The organism is Alteromonas infernus (assembly GCF_902705815.1).
Genome location: NZ_CACSIG010000063.1, coordinates 82,966 through 97,593, shown reverse-complemented (window position 1 = coordinate 97,593; position 14,628 = coordinate 82,966). Strand labels below are relative to the sequence as shown.

Below are 14,628 nucleotides of genomic sequence, written 5' to 3'. Positions count from 1 at the left end.
CAAGTGAGATGCAAAATGAGGATAGTCTCTTTTACCGAAGCAAGAAATGGTCTAAAGGCCGTTTTGGACAATGTAATCAACGATGCAGATACAACAGTAATCACTCGTCGTGACTCTGAAGATGCTGTTGTAATGTCATTAGATTACTACAACAGCCTTATGGAAACCGTTCATCTACTTCGTTCTCCAGCGAACGCTGAACACTTAAATCGTTCAATAGCACAGTTTAAAGCGGCAAAAACGGCCCAGCGAGAACTTATTGATGAGTAACAGGTTGTTATCATGGACTGATGAAGCTTGGAACAGCTACGTTTATTGGCAGACTCAAGACAAGAAAACCTTGAAACGTATCAATAAGTTAATTTCCGATGTTAAGCGCTCTTTATTTGATGGAATAGGAAAGCCGGAACCTCTCAAAGAAAATCTTTCAGGTTTCTGGTCCCGCAGAATAGATGACACCAACCGTTTGGTATATACCGTGGACGATACCGCAATTACAGTTATCTCGTGTCGTTACCATTACTAATAGGTGGCGGCTGACAATCAATTAAAGTCGCTCGCGGTAATTGAGAGAGGGTAGCTCAGTAACCCAAACAGGCTCATTTAGTATCACTCAATGATTACCACACAAGGTTTCACTTACTCAACGTAAATTTACAAGGTAACTAATCACACCCTACTTCACCCAAACTAACGCGATATTTAAACTCACCACGCTGATTAAATACGTCAAAACCATTATCAGAAGTTTTAAGCTCAAGCTCCCATACCCAATTTGTTTTTTCAATAAACTTTAATTCATAGCGGTTTAAAGGTAGCGGACATTTTAAATAGAAATAATGGTAGGCCGTACCCATGGCACCTGGATCTGCGGTAAACACGTAAATTGTGTTATTTTCTATTTCAAATTCTTTATGAAAGTAGTCTCGGTTAGTTCCTAGTGTTGCATCAATCAGTACACCTATTAGTCCTATCGCAATCTGAATGAGCGCCACTGTTGCTAAAACAAAGCTAAAAACAATAGACATCCATTTACTTTTAAAAAGATGCCTAAATGTACCTTGCTGCGTAAAAAGCAGGTACCCCCCTGCGCAAAGCGCTATAAGCTTAACTAAGGCTAACGCGTCGCCGACCTGTGACATAAACTTGGGGGAATGGTAGTTTAAGCCCCACAGCACACCACCATGCAGACTTTCCACTAATGGAACTAATATTAGAATTAGCACAGCGAGTAACGGAGTGATCAAGGCCGCAAAGGTTCTTTGCGGCACTTGCTGGTTACTCGGGCTATGGTTTTGCTCTAATTGCTTTGTCCCTAACATTAATTATCAGCTTTTCTAAATCGGCGAACCTGGCGGCAGCGGTTCTACTTCAAAGCTACTTGGCCATGTTTTGCTGGCCCAATAAGTATCAAACTGCTGTTTCAGTATTTCATACTGATTGTCGTCAGCCTTATCGTCTAGCCATTCGCTAAATTCAAGTAAAGCAAGTTCAGCTTCCATTCTTACTTCGGGCGCCAACTTATCGCTAGTTACCGCTTTCATCACTGCATTTAACGCTACTAGCTGTAAGCGTTTTGCAAATGGGCTTTGCGACTTATTTTTATACCAGTGTACGCTAAGTATCTGCTTCACAAGCATGGAAACACCTACTTTTTTGCGTCGGTCTTTAGTGCTTCTTGTTTGCCACTCTAAACGGTTTAAGCGTTCTGGGTGTAATAACAACTCAAAAGCAAAGTTGGATGCCGAAGCAGCGGCAGAAACAGGGTCCAACATTAAGCCCATTTTGCCCTTAAAATGCTCGCGAGTAATGTCGTCACCGTAGGCTGTAGGTGGAATAAGCGTGAGTACCGATTCAGGTATAGTGAGATAGTCTGCGGTAGTAGCGGTCAGTAACTGTTGCATTGCACGTTGCTGCACCGCGGGTGCTACAAACTGCTGGCCCTGCGCCTGGGTATAGTCGCCTTTGCGCTCGTACTCATAAACTAAACCGCCTACTTGCTTTGCTACGGCTTCTAACTGGTAACGGTGAAGTAAGTAAATAGGCACTAAAGCATTTTCAAGGGACGACAAACTGCTGCTTGGGCTTAAGGTGTCCAAACCTAAGTTGGCTAATGCCTGTTCGCGCACTTGTGAAATTTCATCGAAAGCATCTAGTGGGTTGCTACCATTTTCCCACATATGGCCGTTTGCTGATGCATGTCGGCTGCTGCGGGTATCTGGGTCTGACTTAAAGCTTAAACCTTCGTTGCGACCTTTTACGATAATCTTTGCCAAGGCTTCGGCTTCTTCTACGTCGCTGGCAAAGTCTTGATAACCATATGCTACGGCGTGTATATCCCATGCGCCTATACCTTTTTCATAAGCGCCTTCCAGGCTTATTTTGCCATTTTTAATGCTAATTTTGGGGTGGGGATAATCCATCACAGACGCACGGTTGTTTTCACTTGCTGCAAAATTATGTGCTATGCCTAACGTATGCCCTACTTCATGAGCAGACAACTGCCTAATACGATCTAGCGCCATTTCTTGCTGCACAGTGGTGTCGGTATTACCCTCTTTAAACGGGCTGGTTAGGCCAAGGGCGATTAAATAGTCTTGTCTTACACGCAGCGAACCTAAAGTAACGTGACCTTTGATAATTTCGCCCGTACGTGGGTCGACAACCGACGAACCATAAGACCAGCCGCGGGTTGCGCGATGTACCCAGTTAATCACGTTGTAGCGCACGTCCATAGGGTCGGCACCTTCAGGCAGTACTTTGACCTGAAACGCATCTTTATAGCCTGCGGCTTCATAGGCTTGGTTCCACCAGCTTGCGCCTTCTTTAAGCGCGGTCATTACCGGCTCTGGAATACCTGGGTCAAGATAATACACAATAGGCTCAACTGCTTCGCTCTTCGCCGCATGAGGTGTTTTCTTGTGTAAACGGTGGCGGGTAATAAAACGCTGTTCAGTAGGCTCGTTGATAGGTGTTGAGTAATCGAAATAACTGAACTTCCAGTAGCCTGAGTATGGGTGGTACTCTCTGGGTGTGTAGTTATCGTCTGGCAGTGCCACATACGAGTGATGCAAGTGAACCGTCACACTTTCTGGATCGGGCGTAACTTGCTGCACGTATTCGCCCGGCTTTTTACCAGCAAAAGTGACTAAAGCCTCTAATTCAGTATTCTTTTCGAAGCCTTTGGTTTTAGGTAAGTACACGCCACTGCGCATTTTATCTACGCTGAAACTACCTTGGTTGGTGCGCGCCATACGGTTGCCAATCCCGTGAATATCACTTAACAAGAAAGGCGTATAATCAATAAGGCTGGCGCTGTCGTTTTTAGCCACCAGCGTAAAGCCAGCTATGACCGAGTCTGCAAAAGCCTCATCAATACTCTGCTTTTCAGCGTCGCTGCCGTGGGCCGCGCGGTATTTGGTGTTGTGCTGCTTTAATAAAACCTTATTGCCAAATTTTTCAAAGCTGACTAAGCGCGTATCACCCAACTGCCCGCGATCAAGGCCTATATCGTTTGAACCTACGCCATAAGGCAAACTGCTTTGGAACAAATATTCGGCATCGCTTGTAGGCACGGCCAAGTAAACTTTGTCGCTTTCATCGTCATAGTAAACGGGGATTAAACCATCTTTTTTGGTCATATCGCTGGTGAATTCACCAATGCTTGGTAACGCTGCCCAAGCTGAAGACGTAGACACGACAAACAATAGCGTAATCGCAATGGCAAATTTGCCAGAAGCTTTTACTTGTCGCGCCGCTTTATGAAAAATGTTCAATTGCAGCATGCAGTTAGTCCTTATTATTGTGAGTTTCTAGCCTACCCTATGTGGTGACGTTTGCCCATGGTAATTCATCGTTTTAACGCGCCTGGCATACTAAGCGAGTTTCTTTTTCTCTAAAGAATTTACTTGAATCACAACCAAGAGTAAGCCCTAATTGCGTTATCGATTTAACAGCTCAAACTATGAAGGGTTTAATTTTGAAGTTTACCTCTCGCGCTACCGCTATTTCTCCGTTTCTCGCCATGGCCTACGGTGAAAAAGCCACAGTACTTGAACAGCAAGGTAAAGACGTTATTCGACTAAATCTTGGTGAGCCTGATTTCGGCGCACCCGCACCCGTACTTGCGGCAATGAAAGAAAGCATGGACACCCCTGATTTTCCCTATACCTCTGCATTGGGTATTCCTGAACTACGCCAAGCAGTTGCTAGCTTTTACGAAACTAAACACGGCGTAAAGGTAAGCCCTTCACGCGTGGTCGTAACCGCTGGCGCGTCTGGTGTGTTACTTTTGGCAAGCGCAGCATTGGTTGAGCCAGGCGACAACGTGATTTTGGGCGACCCGTCTTACCCGTGTAATCGACGCTTTTTAAACGCATTTGGCGCAGAGGTAACGCTAGTACCAACACGCAGTGAGGATAATTTTCAGCTAACCGCAGCAAGTGTTGCAGACAATTGGAAGCAGAACACCAAAGGTGTACTTATCGCCACACCAGCCAATCCAACAGGCACGGCGATAGATAAAGACGAACTGTATAAGATTGGACAATACTGCAAAGCCAAGGGTGGCTTTTTAATTGTTGATGAAATTTACTTAGATCTTTCGCTTTCTGCCGATGTTGATTCTACAGCTTCCCAAGCAACCCACAACACCGACACTAAACTTCAAACCGTGCTTGCCAGCGCAGACTTGCAAGATACCGTGGTAGTCATTAACAGTTTCTCTAAGTACTTTGGTATGACGGGTTGGCGTCTTGGTTGGTGCGTAGTGCCTGAAGCAATGACACCCATCATTGAAAAGCTCGCGCAGAATTTGTTTATCTGCCCCTCTACCCTTTCTCAAAAAGCCGCACTTGCGTGCTTTACCCCTGAAGCGTTGGCGCAGTGCGAGCAAAACCGCAATACGCTGATAGAGCGTGCAACTCTTGTTTTTGATGCACTTCAAAATATGGGGCTTAGTTTAGATGCAAAGCCTGACGGCGCGTTTTACGCTTACATCAATATCAAACATACAGGCATAAGTGCTATCGAATTCTGTGATGCCCTGCTCTCGCAATATTATGTGGCGCTTACGCCGGGTAATGATTTTGGCGAACACAATGCTGATCAGTACGTAAGGCTGTCTTTCGCTACCAGCATTGAACGTTTGAATGAAGGCCTGTCGCGGCTAGCAAAGTTCGTTGAATCATTAGGCTAATGGCTTTATGCCCCTCGTTTAATTTCGTGAATAGACAAATATTACCTAAAAAAATGATAGATATCGGCACTAGTGCGTATATTGGGATAATAGATTGGCGAGAACTGCCGAAGCGAAATAAAACAGGATAAAACAATGAGTAACGAACGCGAATTTGATGTAGTTATTTTTGGTGCTACAGGTTTTACAGGCCAGTTAGTGGCGGAGTACTTTCAAGCTCAGTATGGCAGTGACAGCAATGTTAAATGGGCAGTGGCAGGTCGTAACGAAGCTAAACTGAATGATGTAAAACAAGAACTAGGCATTAGCGATAGCGTTGCTAGCATTGTAGCAGACGGTGACGACGCTGAAGCACTTGATGCCATGACCAAGCGCACAGCGGTGGTACTTACCACTGTAGGCCCGTATCAAATTTATGGCGAAAAATTGCTTTCTGCGTGTGTAGACAATGGCACAGGCTATACAGACTTATGCGGTGAGCCAGCGTGGATGCACCAAATGATCAAGAAGTACGAAGCGAAGGCCAAAGAAACTGGCGCAAACATTGTATTTTCTTGCGGCTTCGACTCAGTACCGTTTGACTTAGGTGTTCACTACTTACAAGCGCATGCTAAAAAGCAAACTGGCGACGTGATTGAATACGTTAAAGGTCGCGTTCGCAAGATGCAGGGAACCTTCTCTGGTGGCACGGCTGCCAGCTTAAAAGCGACCATGGCGGCAGCGCACAAAGATAAGTCGGTAATGGCGGCGCTTGTTAACCCGCATTCGTTAACCGACGGCGCTTCAAATCAGCCACAGCCAGACGGCAACAAGCCTTATTTCGATGAACAATTAGGTACATGGGTTGCGCCATTTATTATGGCGGCTATCAATACTAAGAACGTTCACCGCTCTAACTACCTAGCAGAATACGCTTACGGTAAAAACTTCCAGTACGATGAAATGATGATGACGGGGCCTGGCGAGAAAGGCGAAGCCATGGCGAATCACGTAGCAAAAGATAAGTCGCTTGCCAGCGATGATGGCCCTAAACCTGGTGAAGGTCCAAGCAAAGAAGAGCGTGAAAACGGATTTTACGATGTAATGTTTGTGGGCACAGCCACCAATGGCGATATGCTTGCGATATCGGTAAAAGGCGACAAAGACCCAGGCTATGGCTCTACCAGCAAGATGATTTCAGAATCGGCCCTTTGCTTGTGTAAAGACGTTAACCTGCAAGGCGGCTTTTTTACACCAGCGGCAGCCTTTGGCGATAAGCTAATTAGCCGCTTGGAAGAAAAAGCGGGCTTAACCTTTGCTATCGAGAAATAAGGTTTAAGAACAAAATCAAAAGTAGCGGCGGCAAGCTCAAGTTTGGAAAAACTGTTGAATAAAATCTTGGTAACTGCATAACCGCTAGAGATAGCGCTTTATTCGTGTGATAAGCGCGATGCTATAATTCGAAAAGCTGTGTTAGTTAGCGATTTGGTGATATGAAAAAGGCTGAACACAATTTGTGCTCAGCCTTTTTTCTGCGCTAGGTGTTATTATTTTTTTTAAGCAAGTACTGCTTTTAATGCTTTAACGCAAGCATCTGTTTCTGCGGGCGTGCCTACGCTGATGCGCGACCATGAGTCATAACCGGGCCATGTGCGCCCTACAACCTTTATGCCTTGGGCTTTCATTTTTTCCGCGAATTTATCGTGCGGCATGCCCGTATCCATGTAAATGAAATTACCTTGTGGGTTCGGCGCATAAGGCTGCTTCAATTCTTTAGCTACGTTTACTAATTTGTCACGCTCGGTTTTAATCCGTGAACGCATGGTATTTAGGTTTGCATGGTCGTCCATACTTGCCATACCTGCCACGAGTGCCAAGTAGTTCACACCGCCCATTCGCAACATACCGCCCATGGTTTTAGCTTGCTCAGACGGCATTATGGCATAACCTAAGCGCTGGCCTGCCATGGCGTGAATTTTCGAAAACGTACGGCAAATTACTACGTTGTGTCCCTCTGCGACTAGCTTCGACTGCACATTAGCAGGGTAAGCATCGGACATCTCAATGTAGGCTTCATCAATAAATACCTGTGCTTTTTTCGACACGCGTTTTGCAAAAGCGGTAAGTTTGGCTGCATCTACCACGCTACCCGTCGGGTTGTTCGGGTTGCACACGTAAACCGCAGTGGTATCTTCTGTTACCGCTGCTTCAATTGCATCTAAATCGAAAGTCATATCGGCAGCAAGGGGGACGTAAGTAACATCGGCGCCCATAAATTCAGCGCCTCGCGGTACACCTTCGTAAGTGGCCATAGACGTTACCAGCTTATTACCGTTTTTCGTGATCCAGTCGGCATAACCAAATAATATAGGTGAAGAACCGTTCGTGATAATGATTTGATCGGCAGATACGCCCTCTTGCTTTGCAATTTTTTGCGCTAATACTTCAACCGTAGCATCGGTATAGCGTGCTAGATTTAAAAGCTCGCTTTGCATCGCTTTTGCAGCTTTCTTTGATGGGCCAAAGGCATTTTCGTTTGACGACAAGCGAATAAGACCGTCGTTCACATTAGGGGTAGCTGATGGAAAGTGTTCGGTGGGCATACCTGCTGCATGAAGTTCACCCATAATACTGTCGACGCTAGTAGTCAATGCCACTGCACCAGCACCTAATCCTACTGACTTTAACCAGTTGCGACGTGACGAATTCACCGTGGTTTGTTGTACATTTTTATTCATATTTCGCTCTGCCTTCCATCTACAATATCTTTAGACTAAAGACTTAATTTTGAACGTGCAATAGCGAAAAAAGCCTAAACCGTTGAGATAAATGCACTTTTTACGTGCATAAAACGCACTAAAATTGACAACACAAGAAGTTTTAACGTGTTAAGCCGTCACATTGCGGTGCAGTGTTCTCGGAACCAGTTTACTGTTTGCGATGAATGACATTTTTTATAGTCCCAGCTGCCGCCTCAAGCTACTCTCATTTGGTGGTACCTCCAATACTCAGTATTGGATAACTAAACGTAAACCATCTGCTCAAATACCGAGTAAGAATCACTACAACACATGATTTATTCACTTACTTTGTACAACAGGAGTTAAACATGGCTAAGGATCACGGTAATCAAATTAAGAACGATGACACGTATGAGGCACTTCGTGACGAGGGCTACAGTAAAGAAAAGTCTGCACGTATCGCTAATGCACAGGCAAATAGTCAGCAAACGCCGTCTAAAGATGGTGGTAAAGCCAATAAATACGAAGAACGCACCAAAGATGAGCTGTATCAAAAAGCCAAAGAAGTAGGTATCGAAGGTCGCTCTACGATGAGCAAAAACGAGTTAATCGATGCACTACGCAATCATTGATGCGCTTAGCACAACATTTCCAGCGAAGGCCGCACGCAGGAATTATAGCTTCCTGATAGCTTAGCGAAGAACAACCTCTGCTTGGTGCATTATTGTTTAAATTGCTGAGCTTAGGGAAATGCCCCATCGCTTCAACAAACTCATGAAATTCGTTCATGCAAAAATGAAATTAAGTCATTTTTATTCATAAATAAAACAGCGTATAACGTACTCATTGCTTTTACAGCATTGACGATACTCAGTTTAACTTTAGGAATAGAAGCGCATTCTCATGAACAAAAACGTGAACACTGATTTTTCATTTACCATTAACAGCGTTAAGTTTAATGAAGATTACCGCCCTTCAGATAACACGCGTATTACCACTAACTTTGCAAATCTAGCTCGCGGAGAGCGCCGTAAAGAGAACCTACGGGACGCCCTAAGCATGATTAATAATCGCTTCAATGCATTAGCTAGCTGGGATAATTTAAGTGGCGATCGGTATTCTGTTGAACTGGAAATTATATCTGTAGATATTGATGTAGAAGGTAATGGCAACACCTTTCCTACTATCGAAATATTGCAAACCAACATTATCGACACCGAGACCGGCAAGCGCACACAAGGTATTGTGGGTAACAATTTTTCATCTTATGTTCGTGACTATGACTTCAGCGTACGCCTGTCTAATCACAACCGCGGCCAGTCTTCGTTTAGTGTGCCTAACGATTTCGGCGACCTACACGGTAAGCTATTTAAATACTTCGTGAATTCTGACGCGTATAAAGCACACTTTTCTAAGCTGCCAGTTATTTGCTTAAGCGTTTCAGACAACAAAACCTACCGTAGAACCGAAAACCAGCACCCTGTATTGGGGTTTGAATATCAGCCTAATGAGTCGTCGCTAACCGAACAGTACTTTAAAAAAATGGGCTTAAACGTGCGTTACTTTATGCCGCCTAACAGTGCAGCTCCTTTTGCATTTTATTTCTTTGGTGACTTGTTAAACGATTACACCAACTTAGAGCTTATTAGCACTATCGCGACGATGGAAACGTTTCAGAAAATCTATCGCCCTGAGATTTACAACGCGAATGCGCAAGCAGGCCTTTACTATAAGCCTAACTTAAAAAACAGCGATCACTCGCTAACACGCATCGTCTACGACCGCGAAGAACGTTCTCAGTTAGCTGTAGAACAGGGTAAATTTGTTGAAGAGAACTTTTTAAAGCCCTATCAGCACAAGCTGGAGCAATTTACGGCAAGTTACGCCAGATAAATTCTCTGACAATGGCAATTCGCAACTTACGAATTGCAATGTTCAACGCGTTCAGTTTGAACCATCAAATTTTGATGGGGCGGCACGGTTCGCCCCAGATGCACTAATACAAATTGTCGACTAAAAGAAAATAAATCACATGAAAAAGCTACTACCAACATCTATATCAGGCAGCCTTCCAAAGCCTTCATGGCTCGCACAGCCCGAGACCCTATGGTCGCCGTGGAAATTAGAAGGTGAAGCACTTGAAGAAGGCAAAAAAGACGCCTTACGCGTTACGCTACAAGAGCAAACTACGTCGGGCATTGATATTGTTTGTGACGGTGAGCAAACCCGTCAACACTTTGTGACCACCTTTATAGAGCATCTTGACGGTGTTGATTTTGAGAGCCGAAAAACGGTAAGAATTAGAAACCGCTATGATGCTAGCGTACCGGTTGTAACACAAGCGGTCACACGGCCAAAATCGGTGTTTGTAGAACATGCTAAGTTTCTTAGAAGCCAAACCGACCAGCCAATTAAGTGGGCGCTACCTGGCCCTATGACTATGGTTGATACCTTGTATGACGACCACTACAAAAGCCGCGAAAAGCTCGCGTGGGAATTTGCCAAAATTCTAAACCAAGAGGCGAAAGAGCTAGAGGCTGTGGGTGTAAATATAATCCAGTTCGACGAACCTTCGTTTAACGTGTTTTTCGACGAAGTAAATGAATGGGGTATAGCCGCCCTTGATCGCGCCATTGAAGGGCTAAAATGTGAAACCGCAGTTCATATTTGCTATGGATATGGCATTAAGGCCAATACAGATTGGAAAAAGACGCTGGGCGCTGAGTGGCGTCAATACGAAGAAAGCTTCCCAAAACTTGCAAAGTCGAATATCGATATGGTGTCGTTAGAATGCCATAACTCCCACGTGCCTATTGAGCTTATTTCATTGCTCAAGGGCAAAAAGGTGATGGTTGGCGCTATTGATGTAGCCACCAACACAATAGAAACGCCAGAAGAAGTCGCCGCTACATTACGTGAAGCCCTTAAATACGTGGATGCCGATAAGCTTTACCCTTGTACTAACTGCGGTATGGCGCCACTGCCCCGTTCTGTCGCAAGAGGTAAGCTTGAAGCGCTTAGCGCTGGTGCTGAAATAGTAAGGCAAGAATTAGCGCAAAAGCTAAGTGCCTAATCTAATAGACGATAAATAGACGATAAATATGCCTAACACGCGTCTTGCTTAAGCTGCTTGCTGAGGCTCATTTATTATTTACGCAACTTGCCCACTTTACGTGGGCATTTATTTAGTTGTGACGCACAGCAGAATAAAGGTTTAAAAAATACACTAATTCTATTTTTCTTTATAAAATTTAGAGCGAAAATACAGCACCTCCCAACCGCAAAAACAAAATATTTTTAACAAACCGGTTAACAATTTAAAGCAAAGAGGTGAATGAACAAATAATTAAGTTAAACTGCGAAACAAATTACATGGTGCTTTATTATTAAGCTACTTGTACTAATGCTTTCTAAAAACATTGCAAAAACCCATTGACGATACTTTCTCAAAATGAATCAACCCTGCATAAAATAAGCGCAATAGAGATACAAATTGACCGCCTGGTCAACATTAAAACAATGCTCGTATAGTTTTAAAACAACGCCAAGAAATATAACTAAAAACTACTATTTATAAATACTTTAACAGTACGTTAAAAGGTAAGGCTTACTTCTTTTATTCATCGCAAAAAATTGATTTGGGCTAATTCAGCTCACTAAAATGCGCGCCCACCTAAACATAAGTAAAAAATTTACGTAATGCATTTTGGACAGCCCTTGCCTAAAAAAAAAAGGGGGGCATTTACCAAACAACAAGCATGTAAATAAAATTCACTAGGAACAAACCATGAAAAAAGTAGCAACTGCTGTTCAGTTAGCGCTGGCAGGAAGCGTGGCATTAACGTCTGCTAACGTTATCGCTCAAGACGCTGCGACAGAAAGCGCCGATGTTGAAAAAATTCAAGTTACCGGTTCACGTATTTCTCGTCAGGGCGCAATTGCACCTTCACCAGTAACCGCAATTTCTGGCGAGTCACTGCTTAACTCAGGCGCGATGAACATTGGTGAGGTTCTAAACGAACTGCCGTCATTAGCAAATACGTTCTCGCTAGGTAACTCAGGGCAATTCATTGGTACTGCAGGTCTAAACATCCTGGATCTTCGCGGCATGGGTACAGACCGCACACTTGTATTGGTTGACGGTAAGCGTCATGTGTCTTCATCAGCAGGCACAGCTGCCGTTGATACGAATACCATTCCAACTACATGGATTGAGCGTGTAGAAATCGTAACTGGCGGCGCATCTGCTGTATACGGTGCCGACGCGGTGACCGGTGTGGTTAACTTCATTCTTAAAAAGAATATTGAAGGGTTCGACATTAGCGCAACGCAAGGTTTCGCGCAGGAAAACGGCTACAAAAACGATAAGTACCAAGCGTCTTACGGTTTTAACTTTGACAACGACCGCGGTAACATCGCCTTCGCAGCTGAATATAGCTCACAAGAATCGCTAGATGCCTTAGACAACCCGTGGACTGCTACGGCGTACCGCAACATGAGCTTCGAAAGCATCATGGGTTATGAGCGCGAGGAAGACCAGCTTAATTCAACGGCGTTCCCTGACAACTTCTACACGCCTAATGCAGGTTACTACGTACTAAATAACGCAGGTGTATTTGGCGGCGGAACAAAAACCTTTAACGCTGACGGTTCAATTAAAGACATCTATATTGGCGATCAGGTAGATGGCGTTTTCTGCGCTAACTGTGACCTTTTCAACCTTCGTCAGTTCACGCAGTTACAGCCTGAGTTTGATCGTACTAACCTAAACGTTAAAGGTAACTACGAGCTTAACGACGATACTACGGTTTACGCACAGGCAAAATACGCCCGCACGCGCGCTATCTCAATGGCACAGCCAGCGTTTTTCTTCTATAGCGATGAAACAACTATCACACGCAACAACGCATTTTTAGACGACAGCGTTGCTGAGTACATGGACGCAAACGGCCTTGAAAGCATCGAGCTAAACCGCATGATGACCGACCTAGGTCGCCGAACTGAAGCTGATGAACGCGAAACTTATCGCTACGTTTTAGGTGTAGAAGGTTACATCAATGATGAGTGGAACTACGAGGCGTTCGTAAACTACGGTAAAACTGAGCTAGAGCGTGAGAACCGCAACAACCTTATTCTTCAGAACTTCTATAATGCAATAGACGCTATTGAAGATGACAATGGCAACATTGTTTGTGCATCAGGCAGCGAAGATGGCTGTGTGCCGCTTAACATCATGGGTTACGGACAGCCTTCACAAGACGCTATTGACTATGTGAATACCACCTCTGTGGGTACAAGCAAAATCGAGCAATACAATGCGGGCGCAACGATTGCTAACTCTGGTATTTACGAGTTGCCAGCGGGCTACGTAGGTTTTGCCGCAGGTGTAGAATACCGCAAAGAAAAAAGCGAAATTGAAGAGCCAGACAACGCAGCAGGTACGTTTTTCAATGCACTAGGCGAAGACAAGGGTGAGTACGATGTCTCTGAAGTATTTACCGAAGTAACGGTTCCGCTTCTTGAAGGCTTACCGGGCGTGGATATGCTAACCTTCGACACCGCTGCCCGTATTGCTAATTACTCATCTATTGGCAACGCGAAAAGCTGGAAACTTGGTCTAGATTGGCAAGTTTTCGAAGACTTGCGTGTTAGAGCGACTAAGTCATCGGCCCTTCGTGCACCGAACATCAGCGAACTTTACGGTGAAGCAAGCCAAACGTTCTTTAGCGTTAACGACCCTTGTCGTACAGACGAGCTAGAAGACCTTGCTAATGCCGACCAGCGCATTGCAAACTGCGCAGCGTTAGGCGTTCCTGCAGATTTTAATTCTGACTATGACTCGGCAACGCTGGAAGGCGTAAACGGCGGTAACATCGACCTTCAGGCAGAACAGTCTATCTCTAAAACCCTAGGTTTGGTTTACACACCTGCTTGGTTTGAAGGCTTCACTGCAACAGTCGACTACTGGGAAATTGAACTTACCGACGCAATTACCAATATTGACGGTCAAACGATCCTTGATCGCTGCGTAGACTCTGAAACGGGCATCAATAACCCTTACTGCGGCCTAATCGACCGTGGTTCAGAAACCGGCGAAATTACGCAAATTCGCAGCTACGCATTGAACATTGCGGGTCAAGAAGCAAAAGGTGTAGATTTCGAGCTAGGCTACGACTTCGATGCACTTGAAGGTGCATTCCGTACAAGCCTAATTGCAACTTACCTTAAAGACCGTAAAGAATTCCCATTCCAGGACAACCCAGAGCTATTTTATCAAAACGCCGGCACTGCTGGTGAGTCTGACTGGCAAGGTGTCTTCACGGTTAACTACAGCCGTGGCGATTGGGAAGCAAGCTGGAAAACGCGCTACATTGAGCGCGCGAGCCTTTACGACAACCAAGAGCTAGCACGTAACCCTAACCCAAGTAACCGTATGGAGCTTGCATCATACGCAGTAACCGATGTAACTGCGGGTTACAACTTTAAAAATGGTGTAAGCCTAACCGTGGGTATTGATAACCTGTTTAACCGTGCGCTACCAACAGGTACAACGGGTACGGGTGAAATCGACGGCGCATACGACAACATTGGCCGCTTTGGCTATGTAACCGTAGCATACAAAATGTAATTTACGGTTTAGTACGTAACCTGAAAAAAACCGGCGTTTTTACGCCGGTTTTTTGTTTGAATAAAGCGAAAACTGGCCGAACA

11 protein-coding genes are annotated in these 14,628 nt (G+C 44.8%); 8 read left to right on the top strand and 3 right to left on the bottom strand.

The genetic code is table 11. The annotated features are described in order from the left end of the window. Nucleotides 1–15 precede the first annotated feature (15 nt). Together ACX5J7_RS15675 and ACX5J7_RS15670 are read left to right on the top strand one after the other, a co-directional pair. Nucleotides 16–270, top strand: a complete 255-nt coding sequence (locus tag ACX5J7_RS15675) for a type II toxin-antitoxin system Phd/YefM family antitoxin (protein WP_012519136.1) — start codon at nt 16–18, stop codon at nt 268–270. Continuing rightward, nucleotides 263–526, top strand: coding sequence for a Txe/YoeB family addiction module toxin (locus ACX5J7_RS15670; protein ID WP_071959387.1), 264 nt, complete (start codon nt 263–265; stop codon nt 524–526). The genes ACX5J7_RS15675 and ACX5J7_RS15670 overlap by 8 nt, the downstream gene beginning before the upstream one ends. A 139-nt stretch (nt 527–665) precedes the next feature. On the opposite strand, the gene ACX5J7_RS15665 is transcribed toward ACX5J7_RS15670, so the two are convergent. Together ACX5J7_RS15665 and ACX5J7_RS15660 are read right to left on the bottom strand one after the other, a co-directional pair. Continuing rightward, complete coding sequence (locus ACX5J7_RS15665; protein ID WP_485165745.1) at nt 666–1,322, bottom strand: hypothetical protein; 657 nt, start codon at nt 1,320–1,322, stop codon at nt 666–668. 15 nt (nt 1,323–1,337) lie between these two features. Next, complete coding sequence (locus ACX5J7_RS15660; RefSeq protein ID WP_278385005.1) at nt 1,338–3,785, bottom strand: zinc-dependent metalloprotease; 2,448 nt, start codon at nt 3,783–3,785, stop codon at nt 1,338–1,340. A 194-nt stretch (nt 3,786–3,979) separates the two neighbouring features. On the opposite strand from ACX5J7_RS15660, the gene ACX5J7_RS15655 reads away from it, so the two are divergent. Together ACX5J7_RS15655 and ACX5J7_RS15650 are read left to right on the top strand one after the other, a co-directional pair. Further along, nucleotides 3,980–5,197: an aminotransferase class I/II-fold pyridoxal phosphate-dependent enzyme gene (locus ACX5J7_RS15655; RefSeq protein ID WP_498707469.1), complete on the top strand. Its 1,218-nt coding sequence runs from the start codon at nt 3,980–3,982 to the stop codon at nt 5,195–5,197. A gap of 135 nt (nt 5,198–5,332) precedes the next feature. Further along, nucleotides 5,333–6,508, top strand: coding sequence for a saccharopine dehydrogenase family protein (locus ACX5J7_RS15650; RefSeq protein ID WP_278385008.1), 1,176 nt, complete (start codon nt 5,333–5,335; stop codon nt 6,506–6,508). Nucleotides 6,509–6,732: 224 nt separating this feature from the next. On the opposite strand, the gene ACX5J7_RS15645 is transcribed toward ACX5J7_RS15650, so the two are convergent. Then, nucleotides 6,733–7,914: a pyridoxal phosphate-dependent aminotransferase gene (locus ACX5J7_RS15645; protein WP_278385010.1), complete on the bottom strand. Its 1,182-nt coding sequence runs from the start codon at nt 7,912–7,914 to the stop codon at nt 6,733–6,735. Nucleotides 7,915–8,285: 371 nt separating this feature from the next. Between ACX5J7_RS15645 and ACX5J7_RS15640 the strand changes: the two genes are divergently transcribed. From ACX5J7_RS15640 to ACX5J7_RS15625, 4 genes are all read left to right on the top strand, one after another. Further along, nucleotides 8,286–8,549 carry a DUF7218 family protein gene (locus tag ACX5J7_RS15640; RefSeq protein WP_015067427.1) on the top strand — a complete coding sequence of 88 codons (264 nt, stop codon included), beginning with the start codon at nt 8,286–8,288 and terminating at the stop codon, nt 8,547–8,549. Between the two features lie 283 nt (nt 8,550–8,832). After that, nucleotides 8,833–9,810, top strand: a complete 978-nt coding sequence (locus ACX5J7_RS15635) for a DUF1852 domain-containing protein (RefSeq protein WP_015067428.1) — start codon at nt 8,833–8,835, stop codon at nt 9,808–9,810. A 139-nt stretch (nt 9,811–9,949) separates the two neighbouring features. Beyond that, nucleotides 9,950–10,990: a methionine synthase gene (locus tag ACX5J7_RS15630; protein WP_498707467.1), complete on the top strand. Its 1,041-nt coding sequence runs from the start codon at nt 9,950–9,952 to the stop codon at nt 10,988–10,990. 714 nt (nt 10,991–11,704) lie between these two features. After that, on the top strand, nt 11,705–14,545 hold the full coding sequence (locus ACX5J7_RS15625) for a TonB-dependent receptor domain-containing protein (protein WP_498707466.1): 2,841 nt from the start codon (nt 11,705–11,707) through the stop codon (nt 14,543–14,545). Nucleotides 14,546–14,628 lie beyond the last annotated feature (83 nt).

Coding starts and splice junctions, on each gene's coding strand:
- ACX5J7_RS15675 (WP_012519136.1), top strand. CDS start 16: ATGAGGATAGTCTCTTTTACCGAAGCAAGAAATGGTCTAAAGGCCGTT.
- ACX5J7_RS15670 (WP_071959387.1), top strand. CDS start 263: ATGAGTAACAGGTTGTTATCATGGACTGATGAAGCTTGGAACAGCTAC.
- ACX5J7_RS15665 (WP_485165745.1), bottom strand. CDS start 1,322: ATGTTAGGGACAAAGCAATTAGAGCAAAACCATAGCCCGAGTAACCAG.
- ACX5J7_RS15660 (WP_278385005.1), bottom strand. CDS start 3,785: ATGCTGCAATTGAACATTTTTCATAAAGCGGCGCGACAAGTAAAAGCT.
- ACX5J7_RS15650 (WP_278385008.1), top strand. CDS start 5,333: ATGAGTAACGAACGCGAATTTGATGTAGTTATTTTTGGTGCTACAGGT.
- ACX5J7_RS15645 (WP_278385010.1), bottom strand. CDS start 7,914: ATGAATAAAAATGTACAACAAACCACGGTGAATTCGTCACGTCGCAAC.
- ACX5J7_RS15640 (WP_015067427.1), top strand. CDS start 8,286: ATGGCTAAGGATCACGGTAATCAAATTAAGAACGATGACACGTATGAG.
- ACX5J7_RS15630 (WP_498707467.1), top strand. CDS start 9,950: ATGAAAAAGCTACTACCAACATCTATATCAGGCAGCCTTCCAAAGCCT.
- ACX5J7_RS15625 (WP_498707466.1), top strand. CDS start 11,705: ATGAAAAAAGTAGCAACTGCTGTTCAGTTAGCGCTGGCAGGAAGCGTG.